The sequence below is a fragment of the Faecalicatena fissicatena genome (assembly GCF_016900595.1).
In the GTDB taxonomy this organism is placed as follows: Bacteria; Bacillota; Clostridia; order Lachnospirales; family Lachnospiraceae; genus Claveliimonas; species Claveliimonas intestinigallinarum.
In genome coordinates this window covers 95,966-113,575 of the sequence record NZ_JACLYY010000004.1, presented here as the reverse complement: position 1 = coordinate 113,575, position 17,610 = coordinate 95,966, and the positions used below count along the sequence as shown (strand labels likewise).

Sequence of the window (17,610 nt, the reverse complement as noted above, 5' to 3'; positions counted from 1 at the left end):
TCACGTCACTTTGTCCTACTACTCTAGCACGGTTTTGGGAAAAAGTCTACGCCGGCTTTGGCTATGACGGCTTTGACTACGGCTTTGGAAAGCGGATTTCCACCCGGAAGAGATCCGCCTCTGTAGACACCTGGAGGGTGCCGTGCATCAGCTCCGTAAAGCTCCTGGCTATGGCAAGGCCCAGGCCGGATCCCTCTGTATTTCTGGAGGCGTCTCCTCTCACAAAGCGATCCGTGATCTCCTCGGTGTCAAATGTAAGCTCCGCCGCCGACACATTTTTCATGCGGACCACCGCCTCCCTGTCCGTCTCCTCCACATCAATGAAGACTCTCGTGTGGGGGAGGGCGTATTTTGTGATGTTGACGATCAGGTTTTCAAAGACACGGTAGGCCTTCTGGCTGTCCAATCTTAGGACCACCTTCTCTCCCGGCAGGCTCCAGCGGATATCCAGGCCCGCGGCTTTGATGTCCCTGTCGTACTCCAGCTCCACCTGCTTTAAAAGCCCGATGATGTCCAGATCCATAAAGTGTAAAGTGACATTTTTGCTGGTGGCCTTGCTGATCTCAAAGAGGTCCTCGATCAGCACCTTCAGTCTCTGGGACTTCCGCTCCAGTATGCCGATGTACTCCCGCCTCTTCTCTTCGTCCTCCTCGTTCTTCAGGAGGTCCACATAGGTGATGATGGCGGTCAGGGGCGTCTTCAGGTCGTGGGACACGTTGGTGATCAGGTCTGTCTTCATCCGCTCGCTCTTCACTTCCCTCTCCACCGCCTTCCGGAAGCCGGCCTGTATCTTCACCAGCTCCTCCTGCACCGGCGTGAAAATGCCCGCGTCCCCCTCAATGGGGACGTCCAGCCTTCCCTCCGCCAGGGTGCTGGTGATCTTTAAGATCTGCCTGTACTGCCTCTGCACCCGGTTCAGATACCTGCGCAGGAACAGGAACAGGACTATGGAGTAGATGACCAGCGCCCACACATCATAGTACCACAGGAAGCTGATGAGCAGGATGGCGATAAAATTCAGGAGCACGATCTTCAGTATGAGCCGGTTCGTCCTGTCCCGGAAATCCAGGTGGAGAAGGGCGTCGTACTGGCTCCTCACCGTCTTTTTCATTGTCCGGCCGGCTCCCCTGGCCCTCTCCCTCACTGTGTCCGTCACGCCCCTGCCGCTGTCAAAGAGCCTGTATACCCCCCGCACCAGGAGACTGCGCTCCCGCAGGCAGGCTGCCGGCGACCGCAGGAAATCCCACAGGCATCCGCCGATCCAGAACAGGATGGAAAAGATCAGGAGCCACACAAGGAAGTTGACCCCAAAGTTCAGAGCCCGGTCCGCATCGGAGGAGCCGGACGCTGCCAGCAGCCTTCCGGTGCATGTCTTCCAGATCATGATAGCCGGCCAGATCATGGCGCAGGCCAGCAGGATGGCCGCCCCGGCCACCAGCTCAAGGGGCGCCCGGAAGATGGCCTCCTCCTTCTCCCTCTCCAATATCCTGTACAGGATGCCCGCCCCGCCGGACAGCACGGTCAGGAACAGCATGACCCATATGAAAGCAGAGCTGTCCAGGATCCAGCAGGCGTACAAATAGGTGCCCCCGTAGGCATCCGCCGCCATGGAGGCGGACAGGCAGGACTTTACATCATCCATGGTCATGCCGTACACTGCCGTCACATCCGCCGGGAGGGACATGGGCCATCTCTCCTGCATCTGCCACTCCCGCTCCAGAGCCTCCCATCCTGAGAGGAGGGACTCCTCTATCTGGTACTGCACGTCCCTGTCCAGATAGCTGCTGCCCACCTGGACATTTCCAAGACCCCCTTCACTGTCAAAGGAAAAGCTGACCCGGATGGCGTATCCGCCGCTCCCGGAGGCGTCCAGCTTTTCGGAAGCCCCCGCGCTGCTCTCAAGGAGAGCCTCACCGCCGTCGTCACAGAGGCAGTAGTCCATGTATTTTTCCAGCCTTCTAAAATCAGACGTGTCCATCTCCTCCCGCAGCTGGGACTCATCCATGTTCTTTGCGATCTCATTGTAGAGCACATAGTTGCCCTGCAAGAGGGGCGACAGCATATCGGAAAGATTAGCCGGTCCCTCGTACAGATCCTCCGTGGCCTTCTGCCCCGCCTCCTCAAAGGCGGGATAGAACAGCAGCATTGCAGCCGCGCACAGGCAGAGCACGGCCCCGGCCAGCGCCCGGAGTATCTTAGTCCTGTTTTTCGATCTTATATCCAACACCCCACACCACCTTTAAATATTTCGGATTTTTCGGGTCCAGCTCAATCTTCTCCCGGATATTACGCACGTGGACCATGACCGTGTCCGTGTTTATGGCCCTCTCCTGCCACACCCTCTCGTAAATTTCGTCCGCCGAGAAGACCCGGCCCGGATTTTTGGCCAGGAGGAGCAGGATTTTATACTCCAGGGGCGTCAGCTTCACGGGACTTTCGTCCACCGACACCTCCACTGTATCCTCGTTGATCTCCAGCCCGCCGATGACGTGGACGTTCCCCTTCACCTCCAGCTTCTCCAGGAACTTCCGGTATCGCCGCAGCTGGGAGTTGACCCTGGCCATCAGCTCCATGGGTGTGAAGGGCTTTGTCACGTAGTCGTCGGCCCCCAGGTTCAGGCCGGTGATCTTGTCCACCTCCTCGGACTTGGCCGAGAGCATGATGACAGGGAAATCATATTTCTCCCGCAGCTTCAGAGTCATCTGGATGCCGTCCATCCTCGGCATCATGATGTCCACAATGGCCAGATGGATCTCCTCCCTGTCCAGGATCTCCAGCCCTTCCACCCCGTCCCGGGCCTGGAATACCTTATATCCCTGACTTTTCAGGTAGATCTCCACCCCCTCACGGATTTCCTTGTCATCTTCCACGATCAAGATATGATTGATTTCCATAATTTCCTCCTGCTGTCTGTATCTTTTGCTTTTCTCCTCCAAGTATACTACTTCCCTCACCGGACAGAAAGTCCGGATTTTTGTCCCGCGGCGCCGCCGGGAGGGCAGGCATGTTCTTTCTTGTGACCCTGCCGTAGCCGTGGGCCCGCACAGTCACCTTTGAGAAGGGCAGAGGGATGGCGTACTTGTCCCATCGCCTCCAGAGCCGGATACAGGCGGAGTAGCGGAGGGTAAAGCCCGTAAACTCCGCCCCCAAAAGCTCCGCGAAGTAAAACGCCAGCCCTTTCGGCTCATGGCGGGGGCCCAGCGGGCCGTCCAGAGCCACGGCCAGGGAGGTGTCCCTCCCCCGAAGCTCCTCCAGTATCTCCTTCAGCTTTCCAAAGGAGGCCCGGCCGTCGGCCACCCGCAGGGCATGGCCGCCGCAGCTCTCCACCATCCTTTCAATGTAGTCTCCTCTCGTGTCCGCTGTGACAATGACGTGGACCGGCTTTGTCCTCCCGGCCACCTGCTCCAGCACCAGGTTCATACAGAAGCTGTCCTCATGCCAGAACCCGAAGATCTGGCGTCCGGGGCCAACCTGGTCCTCCACCCACTCCATCCGCAGGGTTCTCCTAAGTACTCTTAAATAGGTGAGGAAAAGAGACTGGAGAAGACTCCTCCCCATGTTCATACGCATATCTGTCCGCACAGCCTGCCGCCTCCTTTCGCCTCTTCTCCAGGCATCCTTCGTACATCCGCTCCGCCCGCATGGCCAGAAGGACGCTTCTGCAGCCCCGGACGCTGGCCCGGGCCCGGGCGCGCATTTCCTTCACAGCCGGCCCCTCCAGCGCCTTCCACACCTTCAGGCACCAGGCGTCCACATCCTCCGGCGCCAGATAGCCGTTCCTTCCGTCCTCCACCGCGTCCTCCACCCCGGTAGCCCTCACAGCCACCACCGGGCATCCGCAGGCCAAAGCCTCCTGGATGACGATGCCCTGGGTCTCCGACCTGGAGGCAAAGAGGAACAGGTCGCTGGCAGCCAGGTAGTGCTTCAGCTCCTGGTTGGGGATATTTCCGGTAAATGTGACCTCATCCTCCAGCCCCATTTTCCGGGCGAGCTCCTCAAGGGAAGCCCTCTGGGTCCCCTTCCCTATGACCAGGAGACGGAAGGGCTCCATGTCCTCCTCCTTCAGCCTGCGCATCCCCTCCAGGAGAAAGGGAATGTTCTTCTCTCTTTCCAGTCTGGACACGGTACAGAACAGATACCTCCTGCCCTGCAGGTATTTCTCCCTGATCTTCTCTGCCCGCCTTTCGTCTGTCTCAAAAAATTCCTCCCCAAGGCCGGTGGGGAGCACCTCCACAGGGGTTCTCACGCCCGTCTCCAAAATCTGTCTTTTCATCCCTTCGGATGGCGCCAGCACCAGGTCGCATTTCCCCGTGAACCACCGCATGTAGGCCGGCAGGATCAGATCCCTCCCCGCCCGGATCAGAAGCCGCCTTATGGGGCCCGCCTGCTCCTCCCGCCGGAACAGGGGAAAATAGTGGAGGTAATCCTGGTACTTGGTATGCCAGGTGTAGACCACAGGCACCTGGTACCTTCTCTTCAGCCAGAGGGCTGTATTTCCCATGAAAACAGGCTGGTGGACGTGAACACAGTCAAAGGACTCCCTCTCAAAGGCTTCCCTTACCTGGCGGGCCGCCACCTTCGGGTAGACCATGCCGTTTTTCATCCTCCTCTTAAAGCAGCCGCACCGGATCACATGCTCTTCCTGAGCTTCCAGCGCATCCCCCGGATCCTCTGTCTCCCCTTTTTCTTCCCCGTAGTCCGGAGCAAACACAGTCACCTCATGGCCCAGGGCGCGGAGGGCTCCCGCCTGTCTTTCCACGGAGACAGGCACACCTCCCACAAAGGGCCGGTAGTTGTTTGTCAGCATCGCGATCTTCATGTCTCATTTCCTCCTCTAGCTCAGTATGTGGATAGCGGCCTCCCCGAAGAAGTAGCCCGCTCCCACAAAGAGGAGGTTCCACAGAAAGATTCCAAGGACAGAGCTGACCGTGTATTTCACAAAATTCATCTTCACCATTCCTGCCGGGATGGAAATCAGGGTCCGCACCATGGGCAAAAGCTTGCTGACGAAGACGCCCACGCACCCCTTTTCCCGCAGGAACCGCATCTTTTCCTCTATGACAGGCTTCTGCTTTGGAAATTTCCTGAAATACCAGCCCAGCAGCCGGGTTCCACCTGTCCTCCCCAGAAGATAGAGAGCCCAGCTTCCCGCCAGCCCCGCAGCCACGGACAGAACCATCACCATGGGGAAGCTGATCTCCCCCTGGGAGGCCCAGATCCCCGCCAGCGGCATGATCACGCCGGCCGGGAAGCCGGGCAGGTTCAGGTATTCCAGAAAAACGATCAGAAATATGAAAAATGCGCCGTACTCAAGAAAATAGTTTGTAAGCGTCTGGATATCCATAGAACACATCCTCCTTTGTATGTATTTAGGATACCCACAATTTCTTAAGGAGCATGTGCTAAGAAACGAAAGATTTTCTAAAGAATATCCGTATTATAAATTTTCACAATTTGCCGTGCCTGAAAAAAGGAAATTATTGAATAATCACGATTTTGTCCTGGATATATTGACACTTCCACTGAATGGTGATATTTTTAGTTTGTCTAAAAAATAACAATCTAATTCAGGCAGATGTATGCTGCTGAAAGGAGACAACAATTATGAAAATAGTAAACATGGAAACAACAGATACATTTGACAGCAGTATGGGATTTCTTCACGACAGCTATGAGAGCGGTTCGCCTCTTAAATACGGAAAATACGGTATGGACTTGATCATGAAGGGAGATACCCGCGTAACAGACAATTCCCGCGAAATGGACCTGAAAATACCCGGATTTGACAAAGACGAGATTCATACAAGGGTTGAAAACGGCTACGTAACAGTCAGCGCCAAAAAAGAGGACGCAAAGGGCGAGAAATACTCCTGTCCCAAGCACTACGCGGGCTCCGTATCCCGCAGCTTCTATGTAGGAGAGGACGTCACAGAGAAGGACGTCACCTCCACTTTTGTAAACGGTACTTTGACACTGTCTATCGCCTGTTGACACAACCCCTTTCCTGTGCTACAGTTATAAAGCTGATATGCGGCAAATAACATAGCGCTAAAATTCTGATGTGGATTTTTCTGGCTCAGCCACTTTTCGCCACACACCTGCCTCTGGCAGATGTGTGGTTTTTTTGCTGCCGCCGGACCTCCGGGAAAGAAAGGAATAAAAAATATGAACGAGACATTTATGAAAGAGAAACCCATCCTGCCCCTCATCGCGTCCATGGCCCTGCCCATGGTCATCTCCATGCTGGTCAACTCCCTTTACAACATCGTGGACAGCTTTTTCGTGGCCCGCATCAGCGAGGACGCTATGACGGCCCTCTCCCTTGTCTACCCCCTGCAGAACCTGATCAACGCAGTGGCCATCGGCTTTGGCGTGGGCATCAACGCCCAGATCGCCTTCCACCTGGGAGCGGGAAATAAGGACCGGGCCGGCACTGCCGCCACCCACGGCATCCTTCTGTCCGCCATCCACGGCATCATCCTGTCCCTGGCCTGCATCGGGGCTATCCGCTGGTTCCTTGGCATGTTCACCTCTGACCAGCAGGTCATAGACCTGGGCGTGCGCTACAGTGTGATCGCCTTCTCCTTTTCCATCGTCATCTCCGTGGGGCTTGCATTTGAGAAGATATTCCAGGCTGTCGGCCGGATGAAGCTGACCATGCTGAGCATGCTCTCCGGCTGCATCGCCAACATCATCCTGGACCCGGTCCTCATCTTCGGCCTGGGGCCCTTCCCGGAGCTTGGCATAGAGGGGGCCGCCATCGCCACCGGCGCGGGGCAGGTGCTGACGCTGGCTGTCTACCTCATCGTCTACAGCAGATTTCCCCTTCCCCTGAAGATCAGCCGCCGCTATCTGGCCGCTGACAGGCAGATGGACGCAAAGCTCTACTCGGTGGGCATCCCCGCCACTTTAAACCTGGCTCTCCCCTCGGTCATGATATCCGCACTCAACACCATCCTGGCAGCCTGGTCCCAGAGCTATATCGTCATCCTGGGCGTCTACTACAAGCTGCAGACCTTCCTCTATCTCCCCGCCAGCGGCATCGTCCAAGGGATGCGCCCTGTCATCGGCTACAACTACGGCGCCGGGGAGCGGGAGCGGGTGAGAAAGATTTACAGGGTCACCCTGGCCATGTGCGCCGTCATCATGGTGGCGGGCACCCTAGTCTGCCTGACAGTGCCCCACCTCCTGATCGGACTTTTCACGGAAAATCCGGAGACCATCCAGGCGGGAGCTGCTGCCCTCCGCATCATCAGCGCCGGCTTTATCGTGTCCTCTGTGTCTGTTACATCCTCAGGGGCCCTGGAGGGCATTGGCAAGGGCTTCCCCTCCCTCATCATCTCCCTGTGCCGGTACATTGTGGTCATCCTCCCGGCCGCCTTTATCCTGAGCAGGCTCATAGGGCCCTCCGGCGTGTGGCACGCCTTCTGGGCAACGGAGCTGATCACGGCTGTGGTCGCCTTTGCCGTGTACCGGAGGGCGGCCGTCCTTTCGGACTGACGCCGGGCTCACGCTGCCCTGACTGAGTTTCTCTGTGCTGGCGCCGGGCCGGTACCGGCGGCACAGCTCCTCCAGCTTTTGGAAATCGCTGCACCTTGCCGCCACAGCGGACTTCTCTCCTCCCACCTTTTTCCGGTACAGGAGCAGGGCGCTGCGGCGGATCTTTTCCTGTATCTTTTTGATGTATCTGTACTCTGCCCGCAGCAAATCTCTGTACTTTTCATCCTCCACCCGGGCAATATCCACATACTCGTATTGCCCCTCCGGGACAGGAAACATATTGTTCAGGTTGATGACCGCATAGCTTTTCACTTTGATAAAATCCAGACTGTCTCTCATCTGCGCGTGCTTTGCCTTGAAGGATGAGAGGGGCGCAAAATAATCCATGCAGCCTATGCGCAGCACGATGCCGATATATTTGCGCTCCTGCCGTCCTCCCTCCCGCCGATTGCAAAAAAGATGGGGCGCGCAGGGGAGAAGATAGTCCACATAGTCTTCTTTGATGTGGTAAAACTTGATATGACTCATTCCGCCTCCTTGTCAGAACGCACTTCCAGACTTTAGAATTCTCATGACTTTTGGAAACTTTGAAGATCTTCACGAATAAAAAGATAACACCGGAGGCAGCCTGGGCTGCCTCCTCTGTGTCTCATCCGCCAGGAAAGGCGGACACTCTTAATTTTCTCACTTGGGGCTGAGATACACCCTCTTCGAATACATCCAGTATAGCTTAGCCTGCGCAAAAAAGCAAGCGCTTTATGTCTCTTATTAGCCTTTGCCGGACAGCACCATCAGCGCCTCGTAGGGCTGCAGTCTCCCCTGCTTCCAGCCGCTTCGCCCGCCTGCCTCTTTGTCTTCCCCGGCGCAGCTGTGGATCAGCACCTGGCCCTCTGCCCACTCCTTCGGCAGGTCACAGACGGCGTCCTCCCCCGAGAAGTTGGCAAGGACGAGAAGCCGGGTATCTCCGCTTGTCCTTGTGTAGGCAAAGATCTTTTCATCCTCCGGGAAGAGGAGCTCAAATCTTCCGTCCACAAAAACCGGGTACTCCTTTCGCAGAGCAACCAGCTTCTGATAAAACCGGAACACGGAGTCCGGATCCGCCATCTGCGCGGCGGCGTTGATCTCCCGGTAATTCGGGTTCACCTCGATCCAGGGCTCTCCCGCCGTAAAGCCGGCGCACCTGCTGTCGTCCCACTGCATGGGCGTGCGGGCGTTGTCCCGGCTCTTGGCGTAGATGGAGGCCATCACGTCGTCCCTATCGTAGCCTGCTTCCACCCTCTCCTCATAGAGGTGCAGCGTCTCGATATCCCTGTAGTGGCTGATATCCTGGAAGCGGACATTGGTCATGCCCAGCTCCTCCCCCTGGAAAATGTAGGGCGTGCCCTGCATGCCGTGAAGGACACAGGCCAGCATCTTGGCGGATCTTGTCCGGTACTTCCCGTCGTCTCCCCACCTGGAGACGATCCTTGGCAGGTCGTGGTTGTCCCAGAAGAGACTGTTCCAGCCCTTGCCGCCAAGCTCCACCTGCCATTTTGCCAGCGTCTCTTTCAGCTTCACCAGGCTTAAAGGAGCCAGATCCCACTTTGTCTTCCCCTCCTGCTGGTCCAGGCCGATGTGCTCGAACTGGAACACCATGGAGAACTCACTGCCGTCCGGATTGCTGTAGAGCTTCGCTCTCTCCGGGTCTGCTCCCCAGGCCTCCCCCACAGTGATGAGGTCCCCCTTCTGGAAGGTCTCCCGGCTCATCTCCCGGATAAACTCGTGGAGTCTGGGGCCGTTGGCTGTGATCCTCCGGTCCGGCTCCTTGGCGATCTGGTCAATGACATCCAGGCGGAAGCCGCCCACGCCCTTGTCCATCCACCAAAGGATCATGTCGTAGATCTCCCGGCGCACCTTCTCATTTTCCCAGTTAAGATCGGGCTGCTTCACGGAGAACTGGTGGAAATAATACTGCTGGAGCTCCGGAACCCACTCCCAGGCCGGCCCGCCAAAGGCCGCCTCCATGTCATTGGGAAGCTCTCCTTCCACCCCGTCACGCCAGACATAGTAGTCGTGGTACGGGTTGTCCCTGCTCTTTTTCGCCTCCTGGAACCAGCGGTGCTCGTCGGAGGTGTGGTTCAGCACCAGATCCATGATGATGCGGATCCCCCGCTCCTTTGCCTCCGCAATGAGCTCCTCCATGTCGGACAGGCTGCCGAACATGGGGTCAATGTCCTGGTAGTCCGATATGTCGTAGCCGTTGTCGTCCTGGGGAGACCTGTACACAGGCGAGAGCCAGATGGCGTCAATACCAAGCTCTTTTAAATAGTCCAGCCGGCTGATGATGCCCTGGATATCCCCGATACCATCCCCGTTGCTGTCCTGGAAGCTGCGGGGGTAAATCTGATAGACCACCGCCTGCTGCCACCATTTTCTATCCGGTTTTCTCTCTGTCGTTCTGCCACTCATGCGCTTTCATCTCCTTTCCTTCCGCCGGATCAGCGTTCCCTTGCTTTCCAGCACTCCGTCTTCAAATCTTCTGGCGAAGAGGATCTCACCCTCCGGCCTGACCTCCATATCCTCGTCCGAACAGTTCAAGAGCACCTCGATCTCATTTTGCTGGCCGTCCAGCTTGATGTACTCCACGCAGCGGTCATTTTCATATTCGCGGGGAAAGTGAAAATAGAGACTCCGGCAGGCGTCCTCCTGCCTCCTCATGCGAATGAGGGAGCGCATGGCCGCGATCCTCTCCCGGTTCTGTGCTCTGTCCAGCTCATCCCAGGGCATACACCTTCTGCAGTCCGGGTCGTGGCCGCCCTCCATGGCGATCTCTGTCCCATAGTAGATGCAGGGGCTTCCCGGCATAGTAAAGAGGACCGCAAGCTGCTGGTAAAAAATATCCAGGTCATGGAACCGGTTCATAAGCCGCTCCGTGTCGTGGGAGTCCAGAAGGTTGAACATGACGTTGTTGTTCTGCTGCATGTACATGGTGTAGCAGCGGTTGATCATGTACTCGAACTCCTCTTTCTTCATGCTCTTGTCCAGGAAAAAATCATGGATGCCGCTCATAAGGGGGTAGTTCATGACTGAGTCGTACTCATCCCCCATGAGCCACTGGCTGGCGTCATGCCAGATTTCTCCCAGGAGGTAGATATCCTCCCTGCACTTCTTCAGATGCTCCCGCATCTTCTTCAGGAAACGGTGGGACACCTCATTTCCCACGTCAAAGCGGATGCCATCGATATCAAAATCCCGGATCCACCCCTCGCACACGCCGCAGAAGTAATCGATGACCTCATCGTTGTTGGTGTTGATCTTTGGCATCCAGTCCGCAAAGGCAAAGGAGTAGAACCTTCCGTCCCTTGTGTCCTCATGCTTATCCGGCAGGGGCCACTGGTGGACCATGAACCAGTCCGCGTAGGGGGAATCCTGCCCGTTCTTCAGCACATCCTGCCAGGGGGCGAACCTGCGCCCGCAGTGGTTGAACACCGCGTCCACCATGACCCGGATCCCCAGGGCGTGGGCCTCCTTCACCAGTCTGGCAAAGGTCTCCCCGTCCCCGAAATGAGGATCGATCCTCGTGTAATCTGTGGTGTCATACTTGTGGTTGGACTCCGCCTCCATGATAGGGTTGAGGTAGATCCCGGTGATCCCCAGGTCTGCCAGGTAAGGAAGTTTCTGTCGGATCCCCTCCAGGTTTCCCCCGAAGCGCTCCTCGTTGGTGACAGGCCCCTTCCGCCAGGGAACGATATCTCCCTCCGGGGCAGCGCTGTCCCGGGCAGCTCCTTCCGCGCCGGAAACTCCCCGGCAGAAGCGGTCCGGGAAGATCTGGTACCAGACCGTGTCGTTGACCCAGTCGGGGGTCCGGTTTACATCCGCCGGGTTCATCCAGGGCACAGTAAAGCACTGGATCATCCTTCCCTCCATATCCATCTGCTCCTGGGTCAGGAAACCGTCCTCGCAGTAGTACCAGACTTCTCTGTCCGTGTGCAGTTCAAAGTAATATTTACATCTCTTGTAAGGTGGAACCAGAGTGGTGGTCCACCAGATCTGATGGCGGAGCCTCTTTTTGTAGACGATCTCCTCCCTCTTCCCGGTCCACTTCTCTTTCCCGCCAAGGATGCCCGCCTCGAAGGGGTCTCCGTGATGGATGAACACCCGCTTCACGTCGTAGCCGGTCTTTAAGTTGACCACCAGCTCGTCTTCATTTAAAGGATAGCTCATCTGCTCTGAAGTTTTGTGGTAAACGCCTGTAAATTCCATCTTTTATACCTCTTTCCGGGCCTGGATCTGTTTTCTGTATCCTGCAAGTTCCCGTCCGGCTCTGTCAAAGTCCGGCATATGCCACTCCCAGTTGGGGGAGCCCACTGTTCCCGGTGTGTTCATATGGCCCTCCCGGCCAAGTCCCAGAATGTCCTGCATGGGGATGATGGCGTACTGGGCCGGGCTGTGCAGCAGGTAGGTGATCAGCCTGTCCTTCACGGACCCTGCCCTGCACCCTTCCTTTTTAAGGAAGCGGCGCACCTTCCGCCTGGCGGCGGGGCTTAAATTCCCGTACCATTCCATAAGTGTGTCATTGTCATGGGTGCCGGTGTATATGATCATGTTTTCTGTGTCTTCCGAGATATCACGGGCGTACTTTCCGCCTGTCTCAATGGAGAAGACAAGGATCTTCATGCCCTTTAAATGGTAGTGCTCTTTCAGCGTCAGAACCTCCGGACGCAGATCTCCCAGATCTTCCGCCACCAGCTCCACGTCGGGCAGCTTCTCCGTCAGCAGATCCAGCACCTCGTACCCGGGCGCCTCGATCCAGTCTCCCTCCACGGCTGTGGGGCAGGAGGCCGGGATCTTCCAGTAGGTGTCAAAAGCGCGGAAATGGTCGATGCGCACAATGTCAAAAAGCTTTCCGCTGTAGCCGATCCGGTCCAGCCAGAACTGATAGTTCTGCTCCTTCATGTAGTCCCAGTCGTAGATGGGATTGCCCCATCTCTGCCCTGTCTCACTGAAATAGTCCGGCGGAACGCCTGCTATGAAGATGGGACGTCCGTCCGTGTCCAGAAGGAAATTGTCCTTTCCTCCCCACACGTCCACAGAGTCCACGCCCACGTAGAAGGGCACGTCCCCCATGATGCGGATACCGTTTTCGTTGGCCGCTTTTTTCACCTTCATCCACTGGCAGAAGAACATATACTGGAGGAACACCTGGAAATCCGCCTCTTCCTTTTCCGGGGCAGTCAGCTCCCGCCGGGTCTTGGTCCAGTTTTTATCCTCCTCTTTCCACTCGTTCCAGCATGTGCCGCCGTTGCTTATCTTAAGGGCGCGGAACACGCCGTACTCCCAGGCCCACTCCTGCCGGGCGAAGGTCCGGAACTCTTCCTTCTGATCCAGCCCCTGCTCCCGGAATGCCTGCCAGGCCTCCTTAAGATAGGGAAGCTTGAAAGCGCGCACCGCATCGTAATCCACCCGGACTGCCTTTTCCCGGAACACCTCCGGCTGCTCTTTCAGAAGCCCTTCCTGGAAAAGCACATCCAGACTGATATACAGCTCGTCTCCTGCGTAGGATGAGTAGGGCTGATAAGGCGAATTGCCGTAGCCCACAGGGTTCAGGGGAAGGATCTGCCAGATCCCTGCCCCGCTTTCCTTCATCATCTCGATCCATCTGTATGCCGCCGGGCCCAGCTCCCCGATCCCCGTCCGGGAGGGGAGGGAGGACACGGGCATCAGTATGCCTGTCTGTCTCATGGTAATACCTCTCTTATCTATTTTACAGATGCCAAATGTCTCTGTTGTACTCCGCAATGGTGCGGTCTGAGGAGAAGAAGCCTGCCTTTGCAATGTTCACCAGCATCTTCTTCGCCCATGCCTTCTCGTCCTCGTAGTCTGCGAGCATCTGCTCTTTTGTGCGGATGTAGTCCTTCACATCCAGAAGGGTCATGAACCAGTCTTTGCCCACGATCTCCTTGTAGAGTCTTCCTAAGTTCACCGGATCGCCGATCATGATCATCTCCTTGCTGATGATAAAGTCCACCAGCTCCTCGATCTGCGGATCGCTCTCGTAGATGGCTCTGGAATTGTAGGCGCTGTCAGCGTAGAGCTGGATGACCTTCTCGGACTTCTCGCCGAAGATATAGATGTTGTCGTCCCCCACAAGCTGGTGGATCTCCACATTTGCCCCGTCCTCGGTTCCCAGGGTCACGGCTCCGTTCAGCATGAACTTCATATTTCCGGTTCCGGAGGCCTCTTTGGACGCCAGGGAGATCTGCTCGGAAATGTCGCAGGCCGGGATCAGCTTCTCAGCCTTTGTCACATTGTAGTTTTCCACCATGACGATGCGCATGTACTTGTTGACATCCGGATCGTTGTTCACAAGCTGCTGCAGACAGAGGATCAGATGGATGATGTCCTTTGCGATGGTGTAGGCCGGAGCAGCCTTGGCGCCGAAGATCATGGTGATGGGTCTTGCCGGCAGGTTGCCCTTCTTGATCTCCTTGTATTTGTAGATGGCGTAGAGGGCGTTCATCTGCTGTCTCTTGTACTCGTGGAGACGCTTGATCTGGATATCAAATATAGAATTCTCGTCCACGTCTACATCCTGGGTCATCTTCAGATAGTTCTTCAGCTCCACCTTGGCGTCTTTCTTGATCTCTCTGAGACGCTGGAGCACTTTCTCGTCATCCTTGTATGCCAGCAGTTTTTCAAGCTGGGAAGCGTCCTCCACATACTCTTCTCCGATAAGCTCCTTCAGATAATCCGCAAGCTCATGGTTGCAGTGGAGAAGCCAGCGGCGGAAAGTGATGCCGTTTGTCTTGTTGTTGAACTTCTCCGGGTAAATATCATAGAAAGGCTTCAGCTCGGACTCTTTGAGTATCTCTGTGTGGAGGGCAGCCACACCGTTCACCGCATAGCCGTAGTGGATGTCGATGTGGGCCATGTGTACCCGGTCCATCTTGTCGATGATGTACACTCTCTCGTCATGGAAGTCCCTTCTCACCCTTGCGTCCAGCTCGCGGATGATGGGCATAAGCTGGGGAACCACCTTCTCCAGGTAGGCGATGGGCCACTTCTCCAGAGCCTCTGCCAGAATGGTGTGGTTCGTGTAGGCGCATGTCTTTCTCACCACGTCGATGGCTGTGTCCATATTGAAGCCCTTCTGGGTTGTCAGGATACGGATCAGCTCCGGGATCACCATAGTAGGATGGGTGTCGTTGATCTGGATGCACACATGCTCGTGGAGGTGATACAGGTCCACGCCTCTCTCCTGTGCCTCTTTCAGAATGAGCTGGGCCGCGTTGCTGACCATGAAATACTGCTGGTAGATGCGCAGCAGCTGTCCCGCCTCATCGCTGTCGTCAGGGTAGAGGAACAGGGTCAGGTTCTTCTGGATATCGCTCTTATCAAACTGGATGCCGTCGTGGATGATGCTCTCGTCCACAGAGTCCAGGTCAAAGAGGTGGAGCTTGTTGCACCCGCTCTTGTACCCCGGCACATCGATGTCGTACATGGTGGAAGTAAGTGTAAAGTCCTTAAATGGCACTTCAAAATGGCAGTCTGTCTTTGTAAGCCATGTATTGTCTGTGATCCAGGGGTTTTTGTCCTCCCACTGCTTGTTGTCCGCAAACTTCTGGAGGAACAGTCCGTCGTGGTAGTTAAGTCCCACGCCGTCCCCGGCAAGTCCCAGTGTAGCGATGGAGTCAAGGAAGCAGGCCGCCAGACGTCCAAGGCCTCCGTTTCCAAGGGACGGCTCCAGCTCCACCTCCTCGATCTGTGTCAGATCGTGGCCGTATTTTTTCAGCACTTCCCTTGTCTCCTCAAAAACTCCCAGGTTGATCAGATTGTTGGACAGAAGCTTTCCGATGAGAAATTCCGCGGAAATGTAATATAATTTCCTGTCTCCTGTGTTGGCCTTCATGCCCTGCATTTTTTCCTTTGTCACAAAGAGAAGGGCTGTGTAGATCTCCTCCTTTGTGGCGTCTTTGATATCTTTCTGAAATTTCTCCTGCAATACACGCTGTAATGCCTGTTCCATAATGAATACTCTCCTTTTCACATCTGATATTTCATAAACACTACGGTATTATTATACCATGGCCGCACAGCGGCCATGGGCCTCTGGCAGATGCGCGGCGGATTTCTGCGGTTCCGCAGAAACCGCTCTATGCGCAGGTATAATAACCACGCTGTGGTTATTATACCCTATTTTTCCAGTTTTTCATAGACCCGAAGCAGTTCTCCCACACTCCAGGCCTGGGCGAAGCACCCTCTGGAGACCGTGGGGAACGCCCCGTCATAGATCTCCGGAAGCTGTCCTGCGCATCCCTCCCTGAGGGCGCTCTCCAGTCCTTCCATCTGCTCTCTCACCTTTTCTTTCGCAGCCCGGGAATAACCGTGGACTTTCAGATAAGCCAGGTAGTAGGCTCCCAGGGGGAAGGGCCAGACCGTCCCCTGGTGGTAGGCCATGTCCCGCTCCATCATCTCTCCGCCGTAGGAGGGGTGGAACTGGGGATCGTCCCTCTCCAGGGTTCTCAGTCCGCAGGGGGTCCACAGCTTTTCAAAGACGGTCTCCACCACCCTTTTCTCCTTCTCCTCATCCAGCATGGTAAAGGGGAAGGATACGGCCCAGATCTGGTTGCACCGGATCTGAACGTCCGCGCCGGTTCCGGACACCAGGTCCTTAAGGCACCCCTTTTCCTCCATCCAGAACTGCTCTGTGAAGGAACGCTTCACCTGCTCTGCCAGCCTGGCGTATTCCCCCGGCTCTTTTCCCGGCAGGGGGGCCAGCCGCTCCATGATCCGCAGGGCGTTGTACCAGTACGCGTTGATCTCCACCGGTTTCCCGTGGCGGGGCGTGGGAAGGATATCCCCGATGCGCACGTCCATCCACGTCACCTGGTCCAGCCCCCGTCCCGCCATGATAAGGCCGTCCCCGTCCATATGGATGCCGTAGTCCGTGCCTGTCCTGTAGGCCTCGATGATCCGCTCCATGACCGGGTACATCTCCCGGACAAAGTCCCCATCTTCCGTCTTTTCATAATAAAGCCAGACGCAGTTGATAAAGAGAAGGGCCGCGTCCACCGTATTGTATAAGGGCTCATTTTCCCCTTCCGGGAAGAGGTTGGGCATAAGACCATGCTTCTCATAGGCCGCAAATGTGCGGAGAATGTCCTTTGCCGTGTCGTACTGTCCTGTGGACAGGCTGACGCCAGGCAGCGCGATCATGGTGTCCCGCCCCCAGTCCTCAAAGAAGGGGAAGCCGGCCAGGATGGTCTTTCCCCCTGTGGAGGCCCTCTCTGACACAAACTGGGCCGCGCTCTTTACAAGCACATCCGCAATTTCGTCTTGAAAACCAGCCTTCCGGGACAGTTCCTGCCGGAACTGCTTCGCCCGCTCTATGACTTCCCGGGCCCCGGGAAAGACGAAAGTCTCCCCCGGCGCCTCCAGGTGCCAGACCACCTCCAGGACTCTCTCCTCCCCCGGGGGAACCGTCATTCCCATCTGATGGAGAGCCACGGCGGATCCGCACTCTCTTCTGCCGTCGCAGGCGTCATAGCGGTAATAGTATGTCTCTTTTTCCGGCCTTATCTGCCTGTCATGGCCGTTTGTCCGGTAAACCAGCGTCCCTGCCTCCCCGGCAATTTTTCCGTCCACGAAGGCAGGCTCCCTGCCCGGATCCAGATCCTCCCCCTTGGGGGTGAACTGATAGAAGGGAGTAACCAGAAAGGTTCTGGCCTCCCGGCTTCTGTTGGCAATCTCATAGCGCAGGGCAATGGTGTTCTCCCCCTGCTCCATGGCCGCCTCCTTGCGGATCTCCACACCATCCGCCTGGAACTGCCAGACGGGAGTGTCCTCCCATGTAAAGGAGGAAAGATACCGGTATCCCGCCTCCCCCGAGCCGTCTGCCATCTCCTGGGTGGAGAGGACCGTGTCCCCCACCTGCTCCCGGAGACGGTGGATGATGTTGTACCTGCTGTTGGGGGATTTCACACAGGCCATGAAAAACGCGTGATCGTTTCTGGCCGCCGCCCCGGCTGCTGTAAGAGACGAGAAACCTCCCAGGCCGTTTGTCATCAGATAGCAGGTCTCCTCGCTTCTTTCTACTGTCTTAAACTCCTGTCTGCCGTATATCCACTTCAT

The 17,610-nt window shown here is 56.4% G+C and carries 12 protein-coding genes and 1 pseudogene; 2 read left to right on the top strand and 11 right to left on the bottom strand.

Annotated elements, in window-relative coordinates:
• Window positions 1-76 precede the first annotated feature (76 nt).
• The 5 genes from H7U36_RS05510 to H7U36_RS05490 are packed head-to-tail and all read right to left on the bottom strand — an operon-like array spanning window position 77 to window position 5,344.
• Window positions 77-2,227: a sensor histidine kinase gene (locus H7U36_RS05510; RefSeq protein ID WP_408610350.1), complete on the bottom strand. Its 2,151-nt coding sequence runs from the start codon at window positions 2,225-2,227 to the stop codon at window positions 77-79.
• Window positions 2,196-2,894: a response regulator transcription factor gene (locus H7U36_RS05505; protein ID WP_138303452.1), complete on the bottom strand. Its 699-nt coding sequence runs from the start codon at window positions 2,892-2,894 to the stop codon at window positions 2,196-2,198. Before H7U36_RS05505 ends, H7U36_RS05510 begins: the two co-directional genes overlap by 32 nt.
• Window positions 2,860-3,492, bottom strand: a complete 633-nt coding sequence (locus H7U36_RS05500; protein ID WP_243426701.1) for a DUF374 domain-containing protein — start codon at window positions 3,490-3,492, stop codon at window positions 2,860-2,862. The genes H7U36_RS05505 and H7U36_RS05500 overlap by 35 nt, the downstream gene beginning before the upstream one ends.
• Window positions 3,493-3,505: 13 nt before the next feature.
• Window positions 3,506-4,819, bottom strand: a complete 1,314-nt coding sequence (locus H7U36_RS05495; protein WP_138303454.1) for a glycosyltransferase — start codon at window positions 4,817-4,819, stop codon at window positions 3,506-3,508.
• Between the two features lie 15 nt (window positions 4,820-4,834).
• On the bottom strand, window positions 4,835-5,344 hold the full coding sequence (locus tag H7U36_RS05490) for a DedA family protein (RefSeq protein ID WP_138303456.1): 510 nt from the start codon (window positions 5,342-5,344) through the stop codon (window positions 4,835-4,837).
• Between the two features lie 260 nt (window positions 5,345-5,604).
• On the opposite strand from H7U36_RS05490, the gene H7U36_RS05485 reads away from it, so the two are divergent.
• Both H7U36_RS05485 and H7U36_RS05480 read left to right on the top strand, forming a co-directional pair.
• Window positions 5,605-5,991, top strand: a complete 387-nt coding sequence (locus H7U36_RS05485) for an Hsp20 family protein (RefSeq protein WP_138303458.1) — start codon at window positions 5,605-5,607, stop codon at window positions 5,989-5,991.
• A gap of 174 nt (window positions 5,992-6,165) precedes the next feature.
• Entirely contained in the window at window positions 6,166-7,500 is a 1,335-nt protein-coding gene (locus H7U36_RS05480) for an MATE family efflux transporter (RefSeq protein ID WP_138303460.1), read from the top strand.
• Between the two features lie 63 nt (window positions 7,501-7,563).
• Here the strand turns inward: H7U36_RS05480 and H7U36_RS15135 are convergent.
• The 6 genes and pseudogenes from H7U36_RS15135 to H7U36_RS05455 all read right to left on the bottom strand — a co-directional run.
• Window positions 7,564-8,028 (bottom strand): annotated as a pseudogene (locus tag H7U36_RS15135) (type III toxin-antitoxin system ToxN/AbiQ family toxin); the annotation flags it as partial.
• A gap of 240 nt (window positions 8,029-8,268) precedes the next feature.
• On the bottom strand, window positions 8,269-9,948 hold the full coding sequence (locus H7U36_RS05475) for a glycoside hydrolase family 13 protein (RefSeq protein ID WP_191493547.1): 1,680 nt from the start codon (window positions 9,946-9,948) through the stop codon (window positions 8,269-8,271).
• A 6-nt stretch (window positions 9,949-9,954) separates the two neighbouring features.
• Complete coding sequence (locus H7U36_RS05470; RefSeq protein ID WP_205155783.1) at window positions 9,955-11,742, bottom strand: glycoside hydrolase family 13 protein; 1,788 nt, start codon at window positions 11,740-11,742, stop codon at window positions 9,955-9,957.
• Window positions 11,743-11,745: 3 nt separating this feature from the next.
• Window positions 11,746-13,221 (bottom strand): 4-alpha-glucanotransferase, encoded by a 1,476-nt coding sequence (gene malQ / locus H7U36_RS05465; protein WP_138303468.1) that lies wholly within the window; start codon window positions 13,219-13,221, stop codon window positions 11,746-11,748.
• Window positions 13,222-13,243: 22 nt separating this feature from the next.
• On the bottom strand, window positions 13,244-15,505 hold the full coding sequence (locus tag H7U36_RS05460; RefSeq protein ID WP_205155782.1) for a glycogen/starch/alpha-glucan phosphorylase: 2,262 nt from the start codon (window positions 15,503-15,505) through the stop codon (window positions 13,244-13,246).
• 167 nt (window positions 15,506-15,672) lie between these two features.
• Window positions 15,673-17,610: an amylo-alpha-1,6-glucosidase gene (locus H7U36_RS05455; protein ID WP_205155781.1), complete on the bottom strand. Its 1,938-nt coding sequence runs from the start codon at window positions 17,608-17,610 to the stop codon at window positions 15,673-15,675.

Excerpts from the sequence above, each read along its gene's own strand:
- H7U36_RS05470 (WP_205155783.1), bottom strand. The coding sequence starts at position 11,742 with ATGGAATTTACAGGCGTTTACCACAAAACTTCAGAGCAGATGAGCTAT.
- H7U36_RS05500 (WP_243426701.1), bottom strand. The coding sequence starts at position 3,492 with ATGGAGTGGGTGGAGGACCAGGTTGGCCCCGGACGCCAGATCTTCGGG.
- H7U36_RS05505 (WP_138303452.1), bottom strand. The coding sequence starts at position 2,894 with ATGGAAATCAATCATATCTTGATCGTGGAAGATGACAAGGAAATCCGT.
- H7U36_RS05480 (WP_138303460.1), top strand. The coding sequence starts at position 6,166 with ATGAACGAGACATTTATGAAAGAGAAACCCATCCTGCCCCTCATCGCG.
- H7U36_RS05490 (WP_138303456.1), bottom strand. The coding sequence starts at position 5,344 with ATGGATATCCAGACGCTTACAAACTATTTTCTTGAGTACGGCGCATTT.
- H7U36_RS05495 (WP_138303454.1), bottom strand. The coding sequence starts at position 4,819 with ATGAAGATCGCGATGCTGACAAACAACTACCGGCCCTTTGTGGGAGGT.
- malQ (WP_138303468.1), bottom strand. The coding sequence starts at position 13,221 with ATGAGACAGACAGGCATACTGATGCCCGTGTCCTCCCTCCCCTCCCGG.
- H7U36_RS05455 (WP_205155781.1), bottom strand. The coding sequence starts at position 17,610 with ATGAAGTGGATATACGGCAGACAGGAGTTTAAGACAGTAGAAAGAAGC.
- H7U36_RS05485 (WP_138303458.1), top strand. The coding sequence starts at position 5,605 with ATGAAAATAGTAAACATGGAAACAACAGATACATTTGACAGCAGTATG.
- H7U36_RS05475 (WP_191493547.1), bottom strand. The coding sequence starts at position 9,948 with ATGAGTGGCAGAACGACAGAGAGAAAACCGGATAGAAAATGGTGGCAG.
- H7U36_RS05460 (WP_205155782.1), bottom strand. The coding sequence starts at position 15,505 with ATGGAACAGGCATTACAGCGTGTATTGCAGGAGAAATTTCAGAAAGAT.